General features: G+C 56.9%; 17 protein-coding genes and 3 tRNA genes. 12 read left to right on the top strand and 8 right to left on the bottom strand.

Going from position 1 to position 18948, the window contains the following annotated elements; genetic code table 11:
- Positions 1–7 precede the first annotated feature (7 nt).
- The 6 genes from G5306_RS07875 (at position 8) to G5306_RS07900 (ending at position 5027) form a co-directional block, all read left to right on the top strand.
- Positions 8–796 carry an HpcH/HpaI aldolase family protein gene (locus G5306_RS07875; RefSeq protein ID WP_069556388.1) on the top strand — a complete coding sequence of 263 codons (789 nt, stop codon included), beginning with the start codon at positions 8–10 and terminating at the stop codon, positions 794–796.
- Positions 796–1689, top strand: coding sequence for an aldose 1-epimerase (locus G5306_RS07880; RefSeq protein ID WP_421296097.1), 894 nt, complete (start codon positions 796–798; stop codon positions 1687–1689). Before G5306_RS07875 ends, G5306_RS07880 begins: the two co-directional genes overlap by 1 nt.
- Positions 1682–2569 (top strand): SMP-30/gluconolactonase/LRE family protein, encoded by an 888-nt coding sequence (locus G5306_RS07885; protein WP_421312690.1) that lies wholly within the window; start codon positions 1682–1684, stop codon positions 2567–2569. Before G5306_RS07880 ends, G5306_RS07885 begins: the two co-directional genes overlap by 8 nt.
- Positions 2566–3432 (top strand): NAD(P)-dependent oxidoreductase, encoded by an 867-nt coding sequence (locus G5306_RS07890; RefSeq protein WP_069556391.1) that lies wholly within the window; start codon positions 2566–2568, stop codon positions 3430–3432. The genes G5306_RS07885 and G5306_RS07890 overlap by 4 nt, the downstream gene beginning before the upstream one ends.
- Before the next feature lie 95 nt (positions 3433–3527).
- A complete protein-coding gene (ompL, locus tag G5306_RS07895) occupies positions 3528–4217 on the top strand; it encodes a porin OmpL (protein WP_216953422.1) in 690 nt (229 codons plus the stop codon).
- A gap of 42 nt (positions 4218–4259) precedes the next feature.
- Entirely contained in the window at positions 4260–5027 is a 768-nt protein-coding gene (locus G5306_RS07900; protein WP_216953421.1) for an SDR family NAD(P)-dependent oxidoreductase, read from the top strand.
- A 360-nt stretch (positions 5028–5387) separates the two neighbouring features.
- Here G5306_RS07900 and G5306_RS07905 read toward each other — a convergent pair.
- Together G5306_RS07905 and dauA are read right to left on the bottom strand one after the other, a co-directional pair.
- Positions 5388–5475, bottom strand: a tRNA-Ser gene (locus G5306_RS07905).
- Between the two features lie 183 nt (positions 5476–5658).
- Positions 5659–7395 carry a C4-dicarboxylic acid transporter DauA gene (gene dauA, locus G5306_RS07910; RefSeq protein ID WP_043819667.1) on the bottom strand — a complete coding sequence of 579 codons (1737 nt, stop codon included), beginning with the start codon at positions 7393–7395 and terminating at the stop codon, positions 5659–5661.
- Positions 7396–7883: 488 nt separating this feature from the next.
- Between dauA and G5306_RS07915 the strand changes: the two genes are divergently transcribed.
- Both G5306_RS07915 and G5306_RS07920 read left to right on the top strand, forming a co-directional pair.
- Positions 7884–7959 (top strand) — tRNA-Asn (locus tag G5306_RS07915).
- Between the two features lie 4 nt (positions 7960–7963).
- Positions 7964–8039: transfer RNA gene (locus G5306_RS07920), tRNA-Asn, on the top strand.
- A 44-nt stretch (positions 8040–8083) separates the two neighbouring features.
- On the opposite strand, the gene G5306_RS07925 is transcribed toward G5306_RS07920, so the two are convergent.
- Together G5306_RS07925 and G5306_RS07930 are read right to left on the bottom strand one after the other, a co-directional pair.
- Positions 8084–9157 (bottom strand): HNH endonuclease, encoded by a 1074-nt coding sequence (locus G5306_RS07925; protein WP_201936379.1) that lies wholly within the window; start codon positions 9155–9157, stop codon positions 8084–8086.
- Positions 9141–9767, bottom strand: a complete 627-nt coding sequence (locus G5306_RS07930) for a class I SAM-dependent methyltransferase (protein ID WP_421172587.1) — start codon at positions 9765–9767, stop codon at positions 9141–9143. The genes G5306_RS07925 and G5306_RS07930 overlap by 17 nt, the downstream gene beginning before the upstream one ends.
- Before the next feature lie 261 nt (positions 9768–10028).
- Here G5306_RS07930 and G5306_RS07935 point away from each other — a divergent pair, with 261 nt between their 5' ends.
- Positions 10029–10913, top strand: a complete 885-nt coding sequence (locus G5306_RS07935) for a hypothetical protein (protein ID WP_421172588.1) — start codon at positions 10029–10031, stop codon at positions 10911–10913.
- A 13-nt stretch (positions 10914–10926) separates the two neighbouring features.
- Here G5306_RS07935 and G5306_RS07940 read toward each other — a convergent pair whose 3' ends face one another.
- Complete coding sequence (locus G5306_RS07940; protein WP_421312744.1) at positions 10927–11646, bottom strand: hypothetical protein; 720 nt, start codon at positions 11644–11646, stop codon at positions 10927–10929.
- Between the two features lie 314 nt (positions 11647–11960).
- Here G5306_RS07940 and G5306_RS07945 point away from each other — a divergent pair, with 314 nt between their 5' ends.
- On the top strand, positions 11961–12512 hold the full coding sequence (locus tag G5306_RS07945) for a lipoprotein (RefSeq protein ID WP_216953405.1): 552 nt from the start codon (positions 11961–11963) through the stop codon (positions 12510–12512).
- Between the two features lie 199 nt (positions 12513–12711).
- On the top strand, positions 12712–14709 hold the full coding sequence (locus G5306_RS07950) for a hypothetical protein (protein WP_421258177.1): 1998 nt from the start codon (positions 12712–12714) through the stop codon (positions 14707–14709).
- An 84-nt stretch (positions 14710–14793) separates the two neighbouring features.
- Here the strand turns inward: G5306_RS07950 and glgC are convergent, their stop codons facing one another.
- The gene (gene glgC / locus G5306_RS07955) at positions 14794–16068 is read right to left on the bottom strand and encodes a glucose-1-phosphate adenylyltransferase (protein WP_421221576.1); all 1275 of its coding nucleotides are present in this window, start codon (positions 16066–16068) and stop codon (positions 14794–14796) included.
- A 189-nt stretch (positions 16069–16257) separates the two neighbouring features.
- Between glgC and G5306_RS07960 the strand changes: the two genes are divergently transcribed.
- Complete coding sequence (locus G5306_RS07960) at positions 16258–17898, top strand: EAL domain-containing protein (protein WP_421312691.1); 1641 nt, start codon at positions 16258–16260, stop codon at positions 17896–17898.
- Here the strand turns inward: G5306_RS07960 and G5306_RS07965 are convergent.
- Positions 17861–18355 (bottom strand): hypothetical protein, encoded by a 495-nt coding sequence (locus G5306_RS07965; protein WP_069553886.1) that lies wholly within the window; start codon positions 18353–18355, stop codon positions 17861–17863. The genes G5306_RS07960 and G5306_RS07965 overlap by 38 nt on opposite strands.
- Before the next feature lie 175 nt (positions 18356–18530).
- Positions 18531–18893 (bottom strand): DUF2750 domain-containing protein, encoded by a 363-nt coding sequence (locus G5306_RS07970; protein ID WP_005337077.1) that lies wholly within the window; start codon positions 18891–18893, stop codon positions 18531–18533.
- Between the last annotated feature and the right edge of the window lie 55 nt (positions 18894–18948).

Genomic DNA, 18948 nt, shown 5'->3' on the forward strand with positions numbered 1-18948 from the left:
GCAAACAATGAATCCGTTCAAACTTGCGATTACTCAAGGTCCACGCCCACTGGGCACCTGGATGATGACTGGCAGCGATACGGTGGCGGAAGCCATGGCGACTGTCGGTTTCGATTTCTTGGTGCTGGACCAGGAACATGTGCCGGTCGATAGCCTGGATGCGATCCGTATCGATCGCGCCATTCGTGCCAGCAACCCGGCCACCACCCCACTCTACCGCCTGGCCTGGAACGACACTGTGTTGATCAAACGGGCGCTTGATGGCGGTGCAACGTCGCTGATGGTGCCGTTTGTCAACAGTGCAGCAGAAGCCCGCAAAGCGGTAGAGGCGGCCTACTACCCTCCCCTAGGCAAACGCGGCTTTGCCGCGGTGCATCGTGCGTCCGGTTACGGTGCCGACCCCGAATTCGTGCGTAAAGCCCGGGAAGAGCTCTGCCTGATCCTGCAAATTGAGACCCCTGACGCCATTGATGCCATGGAAGAGATGGCCATTGAAGGAGTGACCGGCTTCTTTATCGGCCCCGGCGATATGAGCGCAGCCATGGGCCATATTGGCAATCCCTCTCACCCCGAGGTGCAAGCCAAGATCCGTGAAGGGCTGGAGAAGTGCCAGCGCTTGGGATTGCCTTGCGGGATCGTCGGTGGCAACCCCGAGCTGGTGAACAAATATCAAGAGATGGGTTTTAGCTTCGTGGCGCTCGGCTCCGACATGAGTTACCTGCTGGCTCGCGCCCGTGAACAGCTCGCCGCGATCCGGGGGGAACGTCTGAGCATATCCGGTGGCGAGGTTTACTGATGAAGAGGCTTCACCGCCAAAGCGGCCCGCTTGATCTGGAGCTCATCCCCGAGCTCGGTGGCGCTATCAGCAAACTGACCTGGCATGGCAGGGAGATCTTGCGCTCCCTGCCCGATGGTCAGAACGTCACGGTCAACCAGGGGGGCTGTTTTCCCCTGGTACCTTACTCCAACCGTATCGCTCATGGACGGTTTCACTTCGCCGGATGTGATTACGCCCTGCTGCGTAACTTTGGCGATCATCCCCACTCAATTCATGGCAACGGCTGGCAGCAGCCATGGCAAGAAGGGGATGCAGATGATGACTCTGTCGTGCTGACCCTGCACCATGACGCACAGGGAGCATCCGCGGCGCAATGGCCCTGGCCTTATCGGGCAACTCAGCGCTTCACCCTGCAAGAGAATGCGCTGCATATCATACTCACTTACCACAATCTGGCCGATCACGCTGTCCCGGCTGGGCTGGGCTTTCACCCCTATTTTCCCCGTGCGGCGCACGCCGAGATCCAGTTCGACGCAGGCGGTGTGGTACTCAACGACCACAAGTTCCTGCCCACTGGTCTCGCGCCAGTACCGACCCAATGGAACTATCGCACTTGGCGCAAACCTGAACCCGCCAGTGTCGATAACTGCTTCCATCACTGGAGTGGCTGTGCACGGGTGCGCTGGCCAGATGAGAAGCTGATGGTGACCCTGAGCTCACCCGATGCGCCTCACGCCATCCTGTTTCTGCCGCCCGCCGATCGTGACTTCATCGCCATCGAGCCGGTTTCTCATATCAATGATGCCATCAACAACGGTGGCTTTGGTGACCCTGTGCTGGCCATGGCCACTGTGCCAGCCAATGGGCAGTTGCAGATCGCCATGCTGCTTGAGGTTTCTCACTATGCCTAATCCTGCTCTGCTACTGGCCGACTACCGCGGCCATCTGCCCGAGTGCCCGACCTGGAGCACTGCTGAACAGGCGCTCTACTGGACCGATATTCTCGAGCGTTGCCTGCACCGCTATCACCCCGAAAGCAGCGTCATGACGACAATCCCCTTCCCCGAAGAAGTGGGTTGTTTTGCCCTGCGCGAACAGGGTGGCTTTATCGCAGCGATGCGCACCGGGATCTATCTGTGCGATCATCACGGCCAGATCGAGCGAAAAGTCGCCGATAACCCCAATAACCCAGCGCTGGCCCGTTTTAATGATGGCGGTACCGATCAGGCGGGTCGTTTCTATGCAGGCACTTACTGGAGCCCACGAGATTACAACGGCGCCCTGCTATGCCGGGTTGATGCCGAGCTGCAGATGTCGGTGATCCAGTGCGACATTCTGGGAGCCAATGGCTTGGCATTCAGCCCGGACATGCGCTGGATGTACACCACTGATACCCCCAACCGCCGCCTTTATCGCACTCCGTTGGCCCGCGACGGTTCACTCGGTCAACGGCAACTGCTGCGCGAGTTTGCAGCCCGCGCCGGCGAAGGGCGCCCGGATGGGGCTGCAATCGATGTCGAAGGATGCTACTGGAGCGCCCTGTTTGATGGCCATCGTATCGCCCGCTTCTCTGCAGAGGGGGTATTGCTGGCCGAATATCCCTTGCCGGTACGTTGCCCCACCATGGTCTGTTTTGGTGGTGAAGACATGAAGACCCTCTTCATCACCACCACTCGCGAAAATATGGACGCCGCCGAACTGGCAGCACGTCCGCTCTCAGGTGCGCTGTTCAGCATGCGTGTTGACATCGCCGGTCTTGCTAAACCCACATTTAAGGAAAACAACAGATGAAAACTATTGGCTTTATCGGTCTTGGTCTGATGGGCGAAGCGATGTCAAAGAACATCGTCAAAAAATTTGATGGCAATGTGTTGGTATTCGATATCAATCAGGAGGCTGTCGCCCGGGTGGTCGATGCAGGCGCCATCGCCTCCCCTTCCATTGCCAGGTTGGCAGCCGATGCGGATGTGATCATCTCCATGGTACCGCGCTCCGAACACGTCAAAGCGGTCTATACCGAACTGCTGCCACACCTTGGCCCCGGCAAGATCACCATCGACATGTCCACCATTGACCCGGCAGTGTCAATCGCCTTATCCCGCCAGGTAGCAGAAACCGGTGCCGTGATGCTCGATGCGCCCGTGGTCAAATCGGTCCCTGCCGCCGTGGCTGCCGAGCTCGGGATCTACATAGGTGGCGACCTGTCCGCCTACAAAAAGGTCAAGCCATTGCTAGCCATGATGGGCAGCAACCAGATCCACCTGGGGGGCAACGGCCGTGGTTTGATCATGAAGGTGCTGCACAACACCTTGGTCGCCCAAATTCAGAACAGTGTCAACGAAATGCTGGCCACCGCCGATCATTTCGGCATCGATAAAGAGAGCTTCAACACCGCCGTCTCTTACGGTGGCGGCAGCAACTTCTATCTGACCAGCAAGATAGGTGCCCTGATCGCCGAGAACTACAACACTGTCTTCTCGCTGGAGAACATGGCCAAAGATATCGGCATTATGAAGAACCTCATGGGCGAAGAAGCGCTGACCCTGCCCGGAGTCGAATTGGTGAATAACATTTACCAGCAAGGCCTGAATAACGGTTTGGGCCGTGAGGATTTCTGTGCCACTTATAAGTTGGTAAAGCAAAACATTCAATAGCTGGCTGATAAAAACCATCGCATGAGGTAATTAATTTACCTCATGCCAATCGCTGTACGATTTAATATCAACTTACCATTGGCGAGTCAATCACTATGCGTATCCACCCCAAAATATGCTTAATCCCTCTTATATGCTGCAACGCAGCTTTCGCAGGCGGTTATTTTGAAAGCCGTGAGGCATTTAACTTTGCTACCGACCAACATGAGTTATTGTTGCGACTCGGCTATAACTGGGAATCTGGTGCCGGCATTATGGCCAGCAATGCGTATAATACCGATAAACTAGACAAGCTAAAGCACAGTTATAACGAAATTGAAGGGTGGTATCCGCTATTAAATTTAACCACCAAACTCTCGGTCAATGCCGGTGGTTTGGTTAACTCCTCTAGCTCTGGCTCTGGTGGCTCTGCGTATCTGGATGGAAAGTACAACTTTACCGATAACTTTTCCGTTATTGCACGATACCGTTACAATCATCAAAATTATCTAACTACGGATCTTGATGGTTATGGCGATAATAACGATACCAATGAATACGCACTGTATATTGTCAATAAAATAACACCAGCTTTGACCCATACTTTTGAATCGCACTATTTTTCTCGCGTCAATAATTTCAACAGTGCTAATGGGAAAGATCATCACTGGGAGCTAACCAGTCAAACCCGCTATCGAATCAATCCACAATGGATGCCTTATCTGGAATTACAGTGGTACGATAGAAATATTGCCTATGATGCAGAGGCATACCGGATCCGTATTGGTGTTAAATACTTTTTCTAATGTTGCCAGATGAATTCAATCTATGACTCACGGAGAGCAGTTATGAACTATTCCCAGCAAGTACAATATCACTCTATTGCCGGCAAGGTCGCCGTTATCACAGGTGGCGCCAGTGGCATTGGCGAAGAGTTGGTGCGCGCCTTTGTCAGCCAAGGTGCCAAAGTCGCCTTCCTCGATTTTGATAAATCTGCAGGCGAAGCACTCGCGCATGAGCTCGACTGCCTGTTTCTGTTTTGCGATGTCACCGACCTGACTCTGCTCAAAGCGTGTTTTACGACCATTGAACAACAGCTGGGCAGTGTCGATATCCTGATCAACAACGCGGGCAGCGATGATCACCATAAAATTGAGGATCTGACCGAGGAGTATTTCGAAAACCGCATCAATATCAATCTGCGTCACCAGTTGTTTGCGATCCAAGCCGTGTTGCCAGGCATGGAGCAAAAAGGGAGCGGCAGCATCATCAATATGGGATCCATCAACTGGATGCGGGGCCGCCCCGGGAGAGTCTGCTACTCCCTGTCAAAAGCCGCTATCCATGGTTTTACCCGTACCCTGGCGCAGGAGTTGGGCGCAAGAGGCATTCGGGTTAACAGCCTGGTCCCAGGCGCAATCCGTACCCCCAAACAGGATGCGATGTGGGCGCAACTCGACCCTGCCGCGGTGAACCAGTTTGTCGAACTGCAAGCACTCAAATTCCGTCTCGATGGCTCACATTGTGCTCGCATGGCCCTCTTCCTGGGTTCTGACGAATCCAATGGCTGTACCGGCCAAGATTTCATTGTTGATGCGGGGCTTACTCTGAACTAAGGCTCTGTCCCAAGGCTGTCTGCTTGAAATGATGAGGTTTGAGCAATATCTGGCTGGCATGGCATTCAACCATGCCGGGCAATCCAGAAGAGGCAAATGCTGCAGATATTGCTTGTTTTTATAGATACGCGCTTGGCTAGATGGGACAGGTCTCGATGCAAATGGGGAAAACGCCATTAATCCGAGCAAGAGTGGTCTCCATGACCCTCTCTTACATCTGAGGGTACCGGAAGAAGATCCCACCATCTTCAGAATGATGCGATCAACTGATATGCAAACCACCAACAGTTGAGATAGTCGGGGCGCATAATAAATCATGCATAAAGAAAAACCCCTGCTCTAAAGCAGGGGTTTACTGTTTGGCGGTGAGGGAGGGATTCGAACCCTCGATACGTTGCCGTATACACACTTTCCAGGCGTGCTCCTTCAGCCACTCGGACACCTCACCAAATTTTTGCTCACTGTTTTATGTGCTTGAGCTGCACATTCGCTGGCGGACCATGCCGCGGCGACGGGGCGTAATGTAAGGGATACGATGGCTTTTGGTCAATGCAATTTTTTACTTTTTGCGTTCGTTTGCTCAATATCCGAACCAAGTGACCAAAAACATGTCGTTTCGTATCCCTTTCAATCAATTTACTGCCGCTTCGTGCAAATGTTCACCTTTGAGCGCCTCTTCCAGCGAGCCGTAAAATTCCAGCTTGCCGGGCTGCGGCCGCACCTTGGCGCGTGCAAGAGTCTTGAGCGGTTGGAACTGCAACTCGGCCACCCGCAACTCGACCCCGGCTTTGGCCATCTGCTTGCCAAAGTGGAGGAAGGCTGACAAGCCGCCCGCATCGAGGATGGAGACCGCCTCCATCTGCAACACCAGCACCTGGTGCCCTTTCACTTGCGCTTCCAGCTCGGCAAAGACCCTTTCGGCAGCGGCGAAGAAGAGCGGACCGTTGATCTTGTAGAGCAGGCCGTTGTCCGGCACCTCATGGGCATAGCGCTTGTGCTCGGCCAAATCGTGCAGTTTGGTCATCTTGGCGATTTCGCGCATAAAGAGCAGGGATGCCAGGATCACCCCGAAGGTGATGGCGATGACCATGTCGAAAATGACGGTGAGTGACAGGCAGACCAGCAGCACCAGCACATCGGATTTGGGCGCGCGACGGATCAGCTCCACCACCTTGTGCGCTTCACTCATGTTCCAGGCCACGATGAGCAGCAAGGCAGCCATGGCCGAGAGCGGCAACCAAGAGAGCCAGGGGGCCAGCACCAGAATGGCGGCCAGCACCACCAGCGCATGGACGATCCCCGAGACGGGGGACGTAGCGCCTGCACGCACGTTGGCGGCAGAGCGAGCGATGGCGGCGGTAGCGGTAATGCCGCCAAAGAAGGGGGCGAAGATGTTGCCAAGCCCCTGCCCCACCAGCTCGGCGTTGGAGCTGTGCTTGCGACCTGTCATCCCATCAAGCACCACGGCGCAGAGCAGCGATTCGATCGCCCCCAGCATCGCCATGGAGAAGGCGGCAGGCAGCAGCCGCTCAACAGCCGCCAGGTTCCATTCAACTGGCAAGCCATCAGGTCCGGGCAAGGCCCAGGGCATCACCAGGGTCGGCGCGATGGGCGGGATCCCCATCCCCTGGGTGCCATCGGCCAGGGTATAGCTGAACTTGCTGCCGATAGTGGCCACATCCACCCCAAAGTAATGGAGGCCAAAACCCAGACCTACCCCGACCAGCACCGCGGGCAAGTGGCCGGGCACCGGCAGACGCAGGCGTGGCCAGAGCAGCAGCACGGCCAGTGTTGCGACCCCCACCAGGGTATCGCCCCACTGCCAGCTTGGCAGGGCGGCGGCCAGCGCTTCGACCTTGCCCAGATAGGTTTCCGGCATCTCAGGCACGCTTAGGCCAAAGAAGTCCTTGATCTGCAAGGTGGCGATCACGATGGCGATACCACCGGTAAAGCCCAGCGTCACTGACGGGGGAATGTACTCGATAAGGCGGCCAAGACGGGCCATCCCCATCGCCACCAGAAAGAGGCCGGAGATGAGCGTCGCCATCAACAGACCGCCAACCCCGAACTGCTGGGCGACCGGGTAGAGGATCACTACAAAGGCAGCGGTCGGGCCTGAGATGGAGTAACGGGAACCACCGGTCACGGCGATCACGATACCGGCAATGATGGCGGTATAGAGACCGTGTTGCGGCGGTACACCGCTGGCGATGGCCAGCGCCATGGCGAGCGGGATGGCGATGATGCCCACCGTCACACCGGCGATAAGATCACGGCCGAAGCGGGCCATGCTATAGGGTTCATCAATACAGGACTGGCGTAAGGCTATGGCGAGCTTCACGCTATTTAAAGAGGCTTGCTTGTGCATGTATATCGTAATACCAGAAGAGGGAGATAAAGGCCGGAGAGATCCGGCGCCCGATCATCATCAAGGGCCGGCAGGGCTGTCGACGCGGCGATGGTATCCTGCGTAACCTTACTCCAGACGGGCCATTTTTTCGATGGGCAGGATCAATGAAACGCGCACTCACCCATTATTTGGCCTATTTGCCGCCAAATCGCCGATCTTGGCTCCTGCTCTCCCCCTTTTTGCCACAAAGATCACCATTTGAGCCTCACTGTGTTACCAGCACGTTCGCGACATCATACTGGCATCATCAGGTTGATGCGAACCGAGCCAATAACCCCTTGGGCCGGTTGGGGGCAGTGATGGCAAGAGACTGATTGTGCTGAAAATAAACCGCAAAGCACAACTTTTGGGCAAACAATCCGAAAATCCGGTTTTCGGGAAATTCGCGGGTTGACACCCGCCGCCCTGGTCATTAATATTCGCCCCGTCTTAACGAGACAGGCAATTCCTCCTTAGTTCAGTCGGTAGAACGGCGGACTGTTAATCCGTATGTCACTGGTTCAAGTCCAGTAGGAGGAGCCACTTTTCCCTCGTAGTTCAGTCGGTAGAACGGCGGACTGTTAATCCGTATGTCACAGGTTCAAGTCCTGTCGAGGGAGCCAAATTCTAAAGCCCAGCCTTTTGGCTGGGCTTTTTCGTATCTGCCTCAGAAGAGTCTAGAGAAGCCTGGATTACTCATCCCCATACTGAGGGCTGTCACGTCCACAAACAGGTCAATACCACGCCACAACCGAGCATGCTCACGGAGTGCTTGCTGATAGGCCCAAGTAGCGATGGCAGTAGAACGCTCGGCATCGACGCTGACCAGAGGGGCCAGCTCGTCCGTGAGGTACGCCCCATGGGTCAGGATATTCTGCTCGTACCAAGCATCCCTGTGCTCGGGAGCGGCAAGAAAATCCCGTTTGCTCCGGTTACAGTTGGCGTGTGCCAGTACGAAGTTGTGGCCCAAATCGATTGGATAACGACGCCAGGGGATGAAATGGTCTACCTCACCACTCCCGTGTATCGCCTTGTTACAGTAAAAACAGGTTCCCCCCTGCAAGTCCCTCAATACCTCTCCTACTCGCCCCAGCGCCTGACGGCTTGAACCAAATAGAAAATTCTCCAACCCCACACTGGGGCCAATCAGTGGCTGATTACCCTTGATGTCGCAGATAAGCTGTAACCAATGCTGTCGGGAGAGGGAGACCACCAGATCGTAAAAGCGGTGGAGACAGTAGAGAATGCCGGGATTAAGGCAGATATGATCCGCGCCCCTTTGGTGCGGATAAAGGTGGCACTCCTCTCGCCCACCCAGGATCTGCAGACGCCACAAGGGTCCCTCAACAAGGATGCGCCGAACTCGGGCAAGAAGAGGCCGCCAGGCGTCGTGCCGACGCAGTGCAGTTACCGAGCGGACCCCCTCTGCACGCAGCCGGGACAACTCCGTCAGCATGATGGCCTGACGACCGCTGCTCTGTTTGAGCAAGGTAGCCGTTTCTCCCGTCGCCGAGTAGGGCAGACTGTGCTGCCAATAAAGCTCCACAAACTTGGTGGCCAGTTCGTCCAGCGTAATAGTGCGCGCCGCGGTCAGATCATGGGTCTCGGTACTGCGCTCAATCGCGATATCTGCAATCCCGTGGAGCAAGGCGCACTTGTAAGTGGCCACAAAATCGCCTTCGGTAAAGATGCGTTGCAGATAGGCAATAAAAGCGAGTTGTTGCTCAGGGGAGGCGTGCATGTTCACCCCCAAGGATCAGACTCTGCCAACTCAAGCCGCTACGCGCCAAGACATCCTCCTGTGGTCCTGACACATGGAGCAGTGTCATCCCCTCCTCCAATGCAAGCCGCTCCACCTCATCGACAGCTACCGGATACATGGCTCGCTCCCGCATCTCCTGCTCCGAGATAACCAGACGAAGACTCAGTACCAGATAACCATCTGGTGAGAGCAGCTCATGAAGACGTGCCAGCGCCAAGGGACGAGACTCCGGGGGTAGATGCATCCAGACAGCACTGAGCAAAATCAGATCAAAAGTACCGGTCACGCGAGAGAGAGCCGGCATAGCGTCATTGACCCAATCCACTGCAACATCCCGGGTATGGCACTGTCCCAGCGAAGCGAGTGCCTGACTGGGTTCGACAGCGACCACACTGTGGCCCTGATGGAGCCCGGCCAAAAACGCGGCATCCCGACCACTGCCAGCCCCTACATCGAGCAACCGGCGCGGCGCCGCCACGAGCCAAGGCTCCAGCAGAGTGAGCCAGTCGCAATGAACAGTGCGCGAAGATACCTGTTGGTAACGGGCCGCCAATTCGGTGGCGTGGCGCTGGTAGTAGTCGAGGGACACAGTGCGTTCCAATCGGAAAATAAAGGGAAATAGTCTCACAAGATCAGTGGGTTGACTATGACAAGGACGACACTTTACAGACATGAACGATTAAGGGAGCAGAGGCATTTACAAAAACGGGATGCCAGCCAAAAGAAGCGCGGCCAGAGGGCTCTGAATGATGCCACCGCTCAACATTTCGGGTAATATTCGTCCAACTCACTGATCTGTTAGCACTTATTATCGCCATGATAGGTCAACGCCAGATGGAGATGGCTATTGATGAACCCAGCTGATGTCGTGGCCCTGTTTGGGGATGACAAGATTCTTTCTTTTGACCTTGAGCTGACCAGGGATGAAAAGCTGCGCCATCTGGGTGCACTCCTGGCTGATCGTGAGCTCAATCTCAAAGGCCCGCAGGATCTTTCCATCAAGGCGTTAAATGCTCTGGCACAGGGGGCTGAGGTAATCCTTGGCCATAATATTCTCGATTTTGATCTCCCCTGGTTGGCCAAACAGGCTGTACGTCCCCAGTTGCTTCTCGAAAAGCCGGTAATAGATACCCTCTATCTATCTCCCCTTGCCTTTCCCAAAAACCCCTATCACCGCTTGGTCAAGGATTACAAACTGGTTCGGGATACCCTCAATGATCCGGTCGCGGATGCAAGGCTCGCATTGCAGATCTTCTCGGAACAGTTGATAGCCCTGCAAGCCTTACCCCTGTCCCAATTGCAGCTTTATCAATATCTGTTCGACCAGGGAGTCATGGCGCAATTTAACACTCAGGGTCTGTCACTGGTGTTTGCCAGACTGACAGGCCGCCCGCCAGTGCGGGTCTCGGAGCTACCCACTCTCATCAAGAGCATTGCCCATGAGAAAGCGTGCCCCAAACAGCTCAACCGGGTGATTGGTGATGCCCTGCGTCAACCCATGCTGTTGTTACCATTGGCTTATGCCTGCGCCTGGTTGCCCGTGTCCGGCGGGAACTCCGTGTTGCCCCCCTGGATTTGGCGCCGCTTCCCCCAGACCGCAGAAATCATTCACACAATTCGTGAACGTCACTGCGGTCATGCTGACTGCAGCTATTGTCAGGAGAACCACGATGCACGCCGCCATCTGCAGCGAATCTTCGAGCTCGACAACTTTCATGGTGTCCGGGATGATTAGACCACTACATTGCTTATTGGCGGGTGACCCGGATCTGCAGGGTCTGGCGCTCGCTCTGGCTGCCTCGCCCTCCCTGTAGTTGGGTGCCGAGCCTGCTCCCCTGATCTGCCGAGCTGGTCGAGAGCTCCCCCACCGTCAGCCACTGGCCTGGGGCCCCGCTCACCTCGGTGGCACTCTGCCCACGATTGATGGTGCCCTGATCCAGCCTCGCCTGTTCGCTGCTCAGCGCAATCTGCACCCGATCGCCAATCAAGGTGGCCGTGGCATAGAGGCCGTTCACCAACGGCATCATCCCCACCACGGCGCCCCCGTTCCATTGGTAGAAAGTCACCGGCTGATAGGAGCCCATCTGCAGCAGCACGGGACGGCCCGAAAGCCCGCGCACCTGCCAGCTGTCGTTTTGGCTGCGCTGGTACTGCTGGGAGTTGCCATCGAGCAACCACTGCCGCTTGACCTCGTCGCGACTGATTGAGCCTCCCAGTTGCTGACCGCTGGCGGCACCATCGACCCGCCACTCGATAAGCAGGCTTTGCGGTGGCTGGTTGATCTGCGCCAGCGTGGCTTCGGCCTCCTGCAGCTGGGCTGGCGTCCCGCTCAGCACCAGCTGATTACCCATGGCACTCACCCCAAGCTGGGGATAGATCTCCTTGAGGGTCTGCACCGCGGCCTGCGCCTCGAATACCGGGATCACTTTCACCTCGGCCCACAGCGATGGGCTCCAGAGTCCCATCATGCAGCCAAGCCACAGCAGCGCCCTGCAGCCAACCTTGCCCATCCGAACCATTACGCTCTCCTCGTTCTCTTTGCTCTTCTCGCTCTCTTTGCTCTTCTCGCTCTCTGTGCTCTTCTCTCTGCTTAAGGCGTAGACCTACGCCCGCAGCCAACAGCTCAGCCCTATTCCGCTCACTCGTCGATGATGAACCCGGCGGTTGCCAAAAAACAATCGGGAATGCAGCAACTCCGTGATTTCCCACGGTATGAGGCTCTCATTCCACGCCCGTTATCGCGTAAGATAGCGCCATCATAGTTGCCCAAGCGGAATCCATCATGTTGAAACAGTTGTTGTTACTCCCCCTCGCCCTGCTGCTGGGGGCCTGCTCCCTGACCCAGTACAATGTCAGCGAGGCCGAAATCAACCAGTACCTCAAAGATCAGGTCTCTTTTGAAAAACAGCTGGGGATCCCCGGCATCATGTCGAGCAAGATCCGTCTGGATGAGATGCAGAGCCGTATCGGCCGCAAACAAGCGGATCGCATCGAGCTGGATGCCGCTGGCGACCTGCAGGTGAGCAGCCCCCTTGGCAGCCAGCAGATGAAGATCCGCTTTGCCCTGAGTGCCCGCCCCGACTATGTGGCCGATCAGGGCGCCATCTATCTGCGCGACCTTGAACTGATCTCGGTCAAGACCGAGCCGGCCGATATCGGGGCCGCCCTCACCCCACTGCTGCCCACCTTCAATCAGTCGCTCTCCCTGTTCCTGTCGCAGACCCCGGTCTACCGCCTCGACAGCAGCCGCAAGAACGAAGCCAGGATCAAGGACAAGGTTGAAGCCCTCAAGGTAGAGCCGGGCCGTCTGGTCATCCCGTTCAAGCTGCTCTGATCACCGCCGCACTGGCACTTTCATCGCAATAAACAGATAACCGCCCTCTTCGACAACGCACATCCGGTTTAACGTGCAGCCGAATGGGGCGGTTTTTTACTTCTCAAGTCCCCTCCAACACAGCATAATGCAGACCATTCTCATTTAGATTCGTCATGAGAAGCGTCAATAATAAAACCAACCAATGGTGAGAAGGGACATGAGAAAAACCGTACTGGTTCAGGCGATCGCCTGCGCACTGATCAGCGGCGCCGCACACGCTGCCGTCAAGGTCGAAGACAAGACATTCAATACCGCCGCCAACATGCTGGCCTATACCGAATTCGAGCTCTCTGGCGAGCCGCTAGCCGAAGCACTGGGGCTGGATCTGGATGTGCTGGATGCCAACCGTGCCGATGAACCAACTCCGTTCGACTTCGCTGCCGGCATCGAATCCTACGAATACTCCGAAGAGGCGATGTACGCCCTCAACTACCAATCCGGCATGGGCCCACATCTGGTGAACGGGCCGCAAAACCTGGCCCGTGGTGGCACCATGGCCTCTCTGGGGCAACGGGTGCTGGCCATGGCCGATGCGGTCGGCTTCCCGGCCGATGAAGTGCCGCAAGGCATGTATCCCCTCTCCCTGCCCTACGCCTCCGCCAATCCAGAGTTTGCCCAGGCCGTCAACGCCACTCCGGTCAATGGCGATCAGATCACCATCAAGACCGCCAAAGGGACCGAGAAAACCGTCAAGACCCAGGTGCCCGCCTACTTCCGCGACTACAGCACCCTGCGCTGGAGCGGCAGCGACAACCTGCTGGTGCCCGCAGCGGTGGGCGGCATCCTGCTCAAAGAGGTGATGTGGTCCCAGGACTTCCTCGGCGGCATGCACGTAGCCGAAACCGATGAAGAGGTAGAAGCCGCCTCCGCCACCATGGATCAGGATGGCAAGCACAAGCTGGGCGTCTCTGCCGCCGATGGCTTCAATGGCATGATGCTGACCGAGCAGTCCATCGACAAGCTGGCCATCATGCAGAACCAGCTTGGCTTCGATGGCAAGCAACTGGGCGCCAGGATCACCCCGCAGTACGATCCGGCCAAGGGCGTTGTCTACTTCCCCCATCAGGTGAAAGTGACCGAAACCAGCAACAACGATGCCGGGGCCATCGGCAAGCTGGAGGTGGTGGATGGCTCCGCCCAGCTGCGCGATGCCTGGATGATGCTGTGGCCGCTCTCCGAGTTCTATGCTTTCAGCGATCAGCGCAGCGCCAACACCAACCAGAACCCAGCCTTCCACGCCGTGTTTGACGGCGCACCGTTTGCCGCCGCACCGGCTGCCAACAAGGCCAATGACCTGGGCAAAGCCGTTGCGGGCAGCGATGCCTTCTCGCTGGCGATCAATCTCTCAAACCTCACCTTCAAGAACCTGGCGGCCCTGCACTTTGATGCCAAGGCTGGCACCCTGGTCGACAGCTGGCAGGCAGGCAAACAGGGCAAGCACGTCACCACCTTTGACGCCGCTTACGCACTGGTCGCCCTGCAGATCTTCCAGCGCGCTCAGGACGCGCTGCCGGTCGGTTACGCCGCCGGTGACAATGGCGAGCTGAACCTCAAGACCAAGCAGGGTCAAGAGGCGCTCGACTTGATCCGCAAGCAGGCCGATTTCATCCTTGCCAACCTCAAGGGCAAAAATGGTCTGGTGCATGACGGCATAACCCTGGGTGGCAAGCTCGATGCCGGCTACTCCATCGATGCGCAGTTCGCCGCTATCCGCGGTCTGACGGCCGCCTTCCTCGCTACCTCCGATGCCAAGTACCGCACCGCCGCCCGCGAGCTGTTTGTCGCTGCCGACAAGGCCTACTTCAATGCCAAGGCGGGCACCTGGCTGGCGGGTAAACAGGGTGAATACACTCCCTGGACCCAGGCGGCCATCTCTGGCGCCCTGCGCTCTGCCATGCTGAACCTGCGCAACGAAGGTGCCGAGAAGGCGCCCGAGCTGGAGCTGGCCAAACTGACCGGTCAGTACGTCAGCTGGTTCCGTGGCACCGTCAATGGTGGCATGCAGATGGCCGAGTGGATCGGCGACTCCGGCGAGAACATCATCGAAGGTGCCGGCAGCGATACCGATGAAGATGGCGTACCGCAAGTGACCGCCGCCGGTGGCAAGCACGGCACCGCCATGGTGATGGCCGCCAAAGCGGTGGTTAGCGAATAATCTTCGCCATTCACCAGCATGAAAAAGGGAGCCAAATTGGCTCCCTTTGCATTACAGCGTCTGATACAATTTCAAGGGCTTTCCTCAAACCAGCTTGTCCAGCATCTCTTTGGTCACCAGCACAATTCCCTGTTCGGAGCGGTAGAAGCGGCGGCTATCCTCATCGGCGTTTTCACCCACCACCAACCCATCTGGCAGCACACATCCCTTGTCCACCACCACCCGGCGCAGACGGCAACCGGCGCCGATCTCGACCCCGGGGAAGATGATGGCCTGATCCAGGGTACAGAAAGAGTGCACCCGCACATTGGTAAAGAGCACCGAGTTGAGCACGAACGACCCGCTGACAATGGTCCCGCCCGCAAACATGGAGTTGATGGTCATGCCGTGCTGGCCATTGCGGTCCTGCACAAACTTGGCCGGAGGCGTCAGGGTCTGGCTGGTCCAGATAGGCCAGTTCTGATCGTAGATATCGAGCTCGGGCACCACGGAAGCGAGATCCATGTTCGCTTCCCAGAACGAGTCCAGCGTACCCACGTCACGCCAGTAGGGCTTTTGCCCCTCGCGCGCGCCGACACAGGACATGTTGAAGGGGTGAGCAAATGCCAGCCCCTCCTCCACGATGCGGGGAATCACATCCATCCCGAAGTCGTGTTTGGAGTCCTGATTGTGAATGTCCTCCTCCAGCAGTTGGTAGAGGTACTCCGCCTCGAAGATATAGATCCCCATGGAGGCCAGCGAGCGATCTTCGCAACCCGGCATGGCGGGCGGATTGGCCGGTTTTTCGACGAAGGCGCGGATCTTGCGCTGCTCGTCAATATCCATGATGCCGAAAGCAGAGGCCTCGGCCCGCGGCACTTCGATGCAGGCTACCGTCACCTTGGCGCCAAGGCGCACATGGTCGAGCAGCATGGCGGCGTAATCCATCTTGTAGATGTGATCCCCTGCCAGCACCACCAGGTATTTGGGGCCATAGTCACGGATGATATCGACGTTCTGATAGATGGCATCGGCGGTACCACGATACCAGTGCACCTCGTCCACCCGTTGCTGGGCAGGGAGCAGGTCGATGAATTCGTTCATCTGGTAACGCAGGAAGGACCAGCCCGATTGCAGGTGACGCAGCAGGCTGTGAGATTTGTATTGGGTGACTACACCAACCCGGCGGATCCCCGAGTTGATACAGTTGGAGAGCACAAAGTCGATGATCCGGAATTTGCCACCGAAATGGACGGCAGGCTTGGCTCGGTTGTCAGTCAACTGCTTTAGGCGACTGCCACGTCCACCTGCCAGCACCAGTGCCATACTCTGGTTCAACAATTGTCGTGCTTTGGCACTATTTTCTGGCTCTAACAACATGATTTACCTCTGCCTTGTTTGATCTGTTTTCAACTCATCTTCGCCTGTTTCGGTACCTGTGAAAGTGGTTTCACTCACATTTAACCGATTTCAATTGACCCTTTTCACCGAGTTGCGAGGAATAGCATGCTTTGCACCGCAAGCTTGGTTAAAATTCCCTCATAAAGCAGCCACTTCAAGGATAAAAAGATGGTTCACAAGCTTGGACGCCCCCTCTTCATGATCGCCACCATAGTGACCATACCCCTGCTGCTCCTGCAAGCAGTTTGGTTGGCCCTTCAGAGCACACCGCTCACTCTGACAGTTATTCTGGCCACCACACTGCTCGGCATGATCCTGTTGTTAATGCTGGCCATGCGCACCATGGACGGCATGGTCCAGCATCAGGAGCTCACCTGGGTCAAGGCCATCAGGAGCCGGGATCCCTCACTGCTTAATGAGCCCGCCTCCCGGGAAGTGCTGCAACAGCTGCTGGAGCAGTTCGAGAGTGCCGAACAGAGTGCCCATCGTCAGCTGACCGAACTGAGCAATCTGGCCACCACCGACGAGCTGACTCAACTACTCAACCGCCACGCCTTTCGCCGCGACATGACCGAGTTGCTGCAGCGGGATCAGGACACCCAGACCGCAAGTCTGGTGCTGATCCGCGCCACCGAGCTTGGCAAGATCAACGCCCAGCGCGGCTTCCAGTCTGGTGATGCCTACATCAAGGACATGGCGGCCCTTATCAAGCGGGTGGTGAGCCGCTTCCCGGGCAATCAGGTCTATCGCATTTCGGGGGCTGATTTCGCCGTGCTGGTGCAACCGGTGGCCAATATTCCCCCCCATCTGCTGGGACAGGATTTGAAAGTGGCTTTCGATCACTATCAGGCTCAACACGAGCTGGAGAGCACAGGTTACTCGGGGTTGACCAAGCTCAGCAGCGGCCAGAAAATCGAAGCCGTGCTGGCCAGGGCGGATTTGGCGCTGGCACGCGCCCAGACCGAAACCATCAATGGCTGGGCCATCCAGCAGGATGACAACGTCTCCGATCTGCAGGGACAGCATCACTGGCGCGAGGTGCTGACTGAAGTGCTGGCACAGGAGCGACTCAGCTTCACCTATCAGCCAATCCAGCCCCTGCACCGCAGCATGCTGGCCTACAACGAAATCTACACCCGTTTCAGCGGCAGCGATGGTACCGCCCTGCCCACCGACACCCTGTTTGCCATGGCCCAGCGGCTCGATATGGTGATGCGGCTGGAGCAACTGGTGATTGTTCATATAATGCGTCAATACCGGGCTTTTGGTGCCAATCAGAGTCGCTGGGGAGTCAATCTCTCCCCCAACCTGCTGCAAAACAGCGCCTTCCTGATCTGGCTTGACCGCCAGTTGCTCAAAGATCCCAATACCAGCGCCAATCTGGTGTTCGAGCTGGATGAAGAGCATCTGGAACGCAATCTGACCGGTGCCAAGCGGGTATTTGAACTGCTGCGCCGCAACGGCAGCCGCTCGGCGATCGCCAATTTCGGCAAGGGGATCGGCTCCTTTACCCTGTTTCGCGAGCTCAAGCCCGACTACATCAAGCTGGACCCTGCCCTTATTACCGGGCTGGAGCAGGATCAGACCAACCAGCAGTTTGTGCGGATGATCGTCGATGTATCACATCGGATGGGATGTCAGGTGATTGCTGAGGGGGTAGAACAGCTTGGCCAGAAACAGCTGCTGCAGGGGATGTACGTGGATGGCTTGCAGGGCTATCTGATCGCCCGGCCGCAACCGCTGCGACCGGATATCAGCCAGCTGGGGCTCTTTACTGAGGATGCTTCAGCTTCAACAGGGTCAGAATGATGTCATTGAGCTGGCGGTAACGCTCCAACTCCTTCTGATCGTAACGGGTCGCCAGTGTAGTAGGATTGTGGCGGTTTTTGAGGTAACGGTTGATCTGCAACCGGTTGAACCCCGCCACCTGATAGACCTGGCCAAGCAGGCTATTGAGCTCATCGTGCTCCAGACCGGCTCTGGCCAGATAGTCCCCATCGGCGGGACTCTCGGTCTGGTGGCTCCACTTGCCAATGCGACCACTCTCCTGCAGATAGCTGAGCCACTGCTCGATATAGAGCGGTTTGCACCCCGCCAACAGGTTGAAAAAGCCCACCGCATCGCAACGACAACCGCTCAGGAGCACGACCGCCAGCTGATCATCATCGCACTGGAAGGTCACTGGTCCGGCTTGCGCCCAATCCAGCGCCTGCACCCGAATGCTGGCCTTCTCACCCGCAGCTCCCGTTACGTCGAATACAAACATGGCGCTCCTCCCTTGGCAAAAGGTTGATGATGGACCATCCCCCTGACAGGTGCAAAGGCAAATCGGCTTTTAACTCATCAATCGGGCCATTCGACCATAAAAAAGACCGGCACCTTCGCGGATGCCGGTCTTTGTCCCGATGGCCTGTGCGTTCATGCCATCAATGGAGGCGCTTTCAGGCGTCCAGTTCAACCAGTGCCTTGGCCAGCTCGATGGGTTCGAGCTCCTGACCTTCCAGGTCGGCGTTCCAGTTCGGGCCAACCAGTACATCATCTTCATCCAGATCGTTGATCCAGATATCGAGAAACTCTTCCAGATCGATCACTTCCGGCTCGTAATCGGCCCACTCGTCAACACAGTGCAGACGAGCGTCCTCTTCGGCAGACCAGAGCGGCATCACGTCGGCATCTTCAAATTCGGCTGAGCGGCAGACAACCCAGTCTTCCCCATAGCGCAGTCCCCACACCTGACCCGACTCGCGGACTTGTTCGATAAACAGTTGGAAATTGGCGTCAAGATTGTCGTTAAGCATGCTCATGGGGTTCTCTCTTTCTTTCGGGTGCTGCGGCATTGTCGGGCGACAATACGATGGC

It is taken from the genome of Aeromonas sp. 603404 (genome assembly GCF_049171775.1).
GTDB classification, from domain to species: domain Bacteria; phylum Pseudomonadota; class Gammaproteobacteria; order Enterobacterales; family Aeromonadaceae; genus Aeromonas; species Aeromonas veronii_A.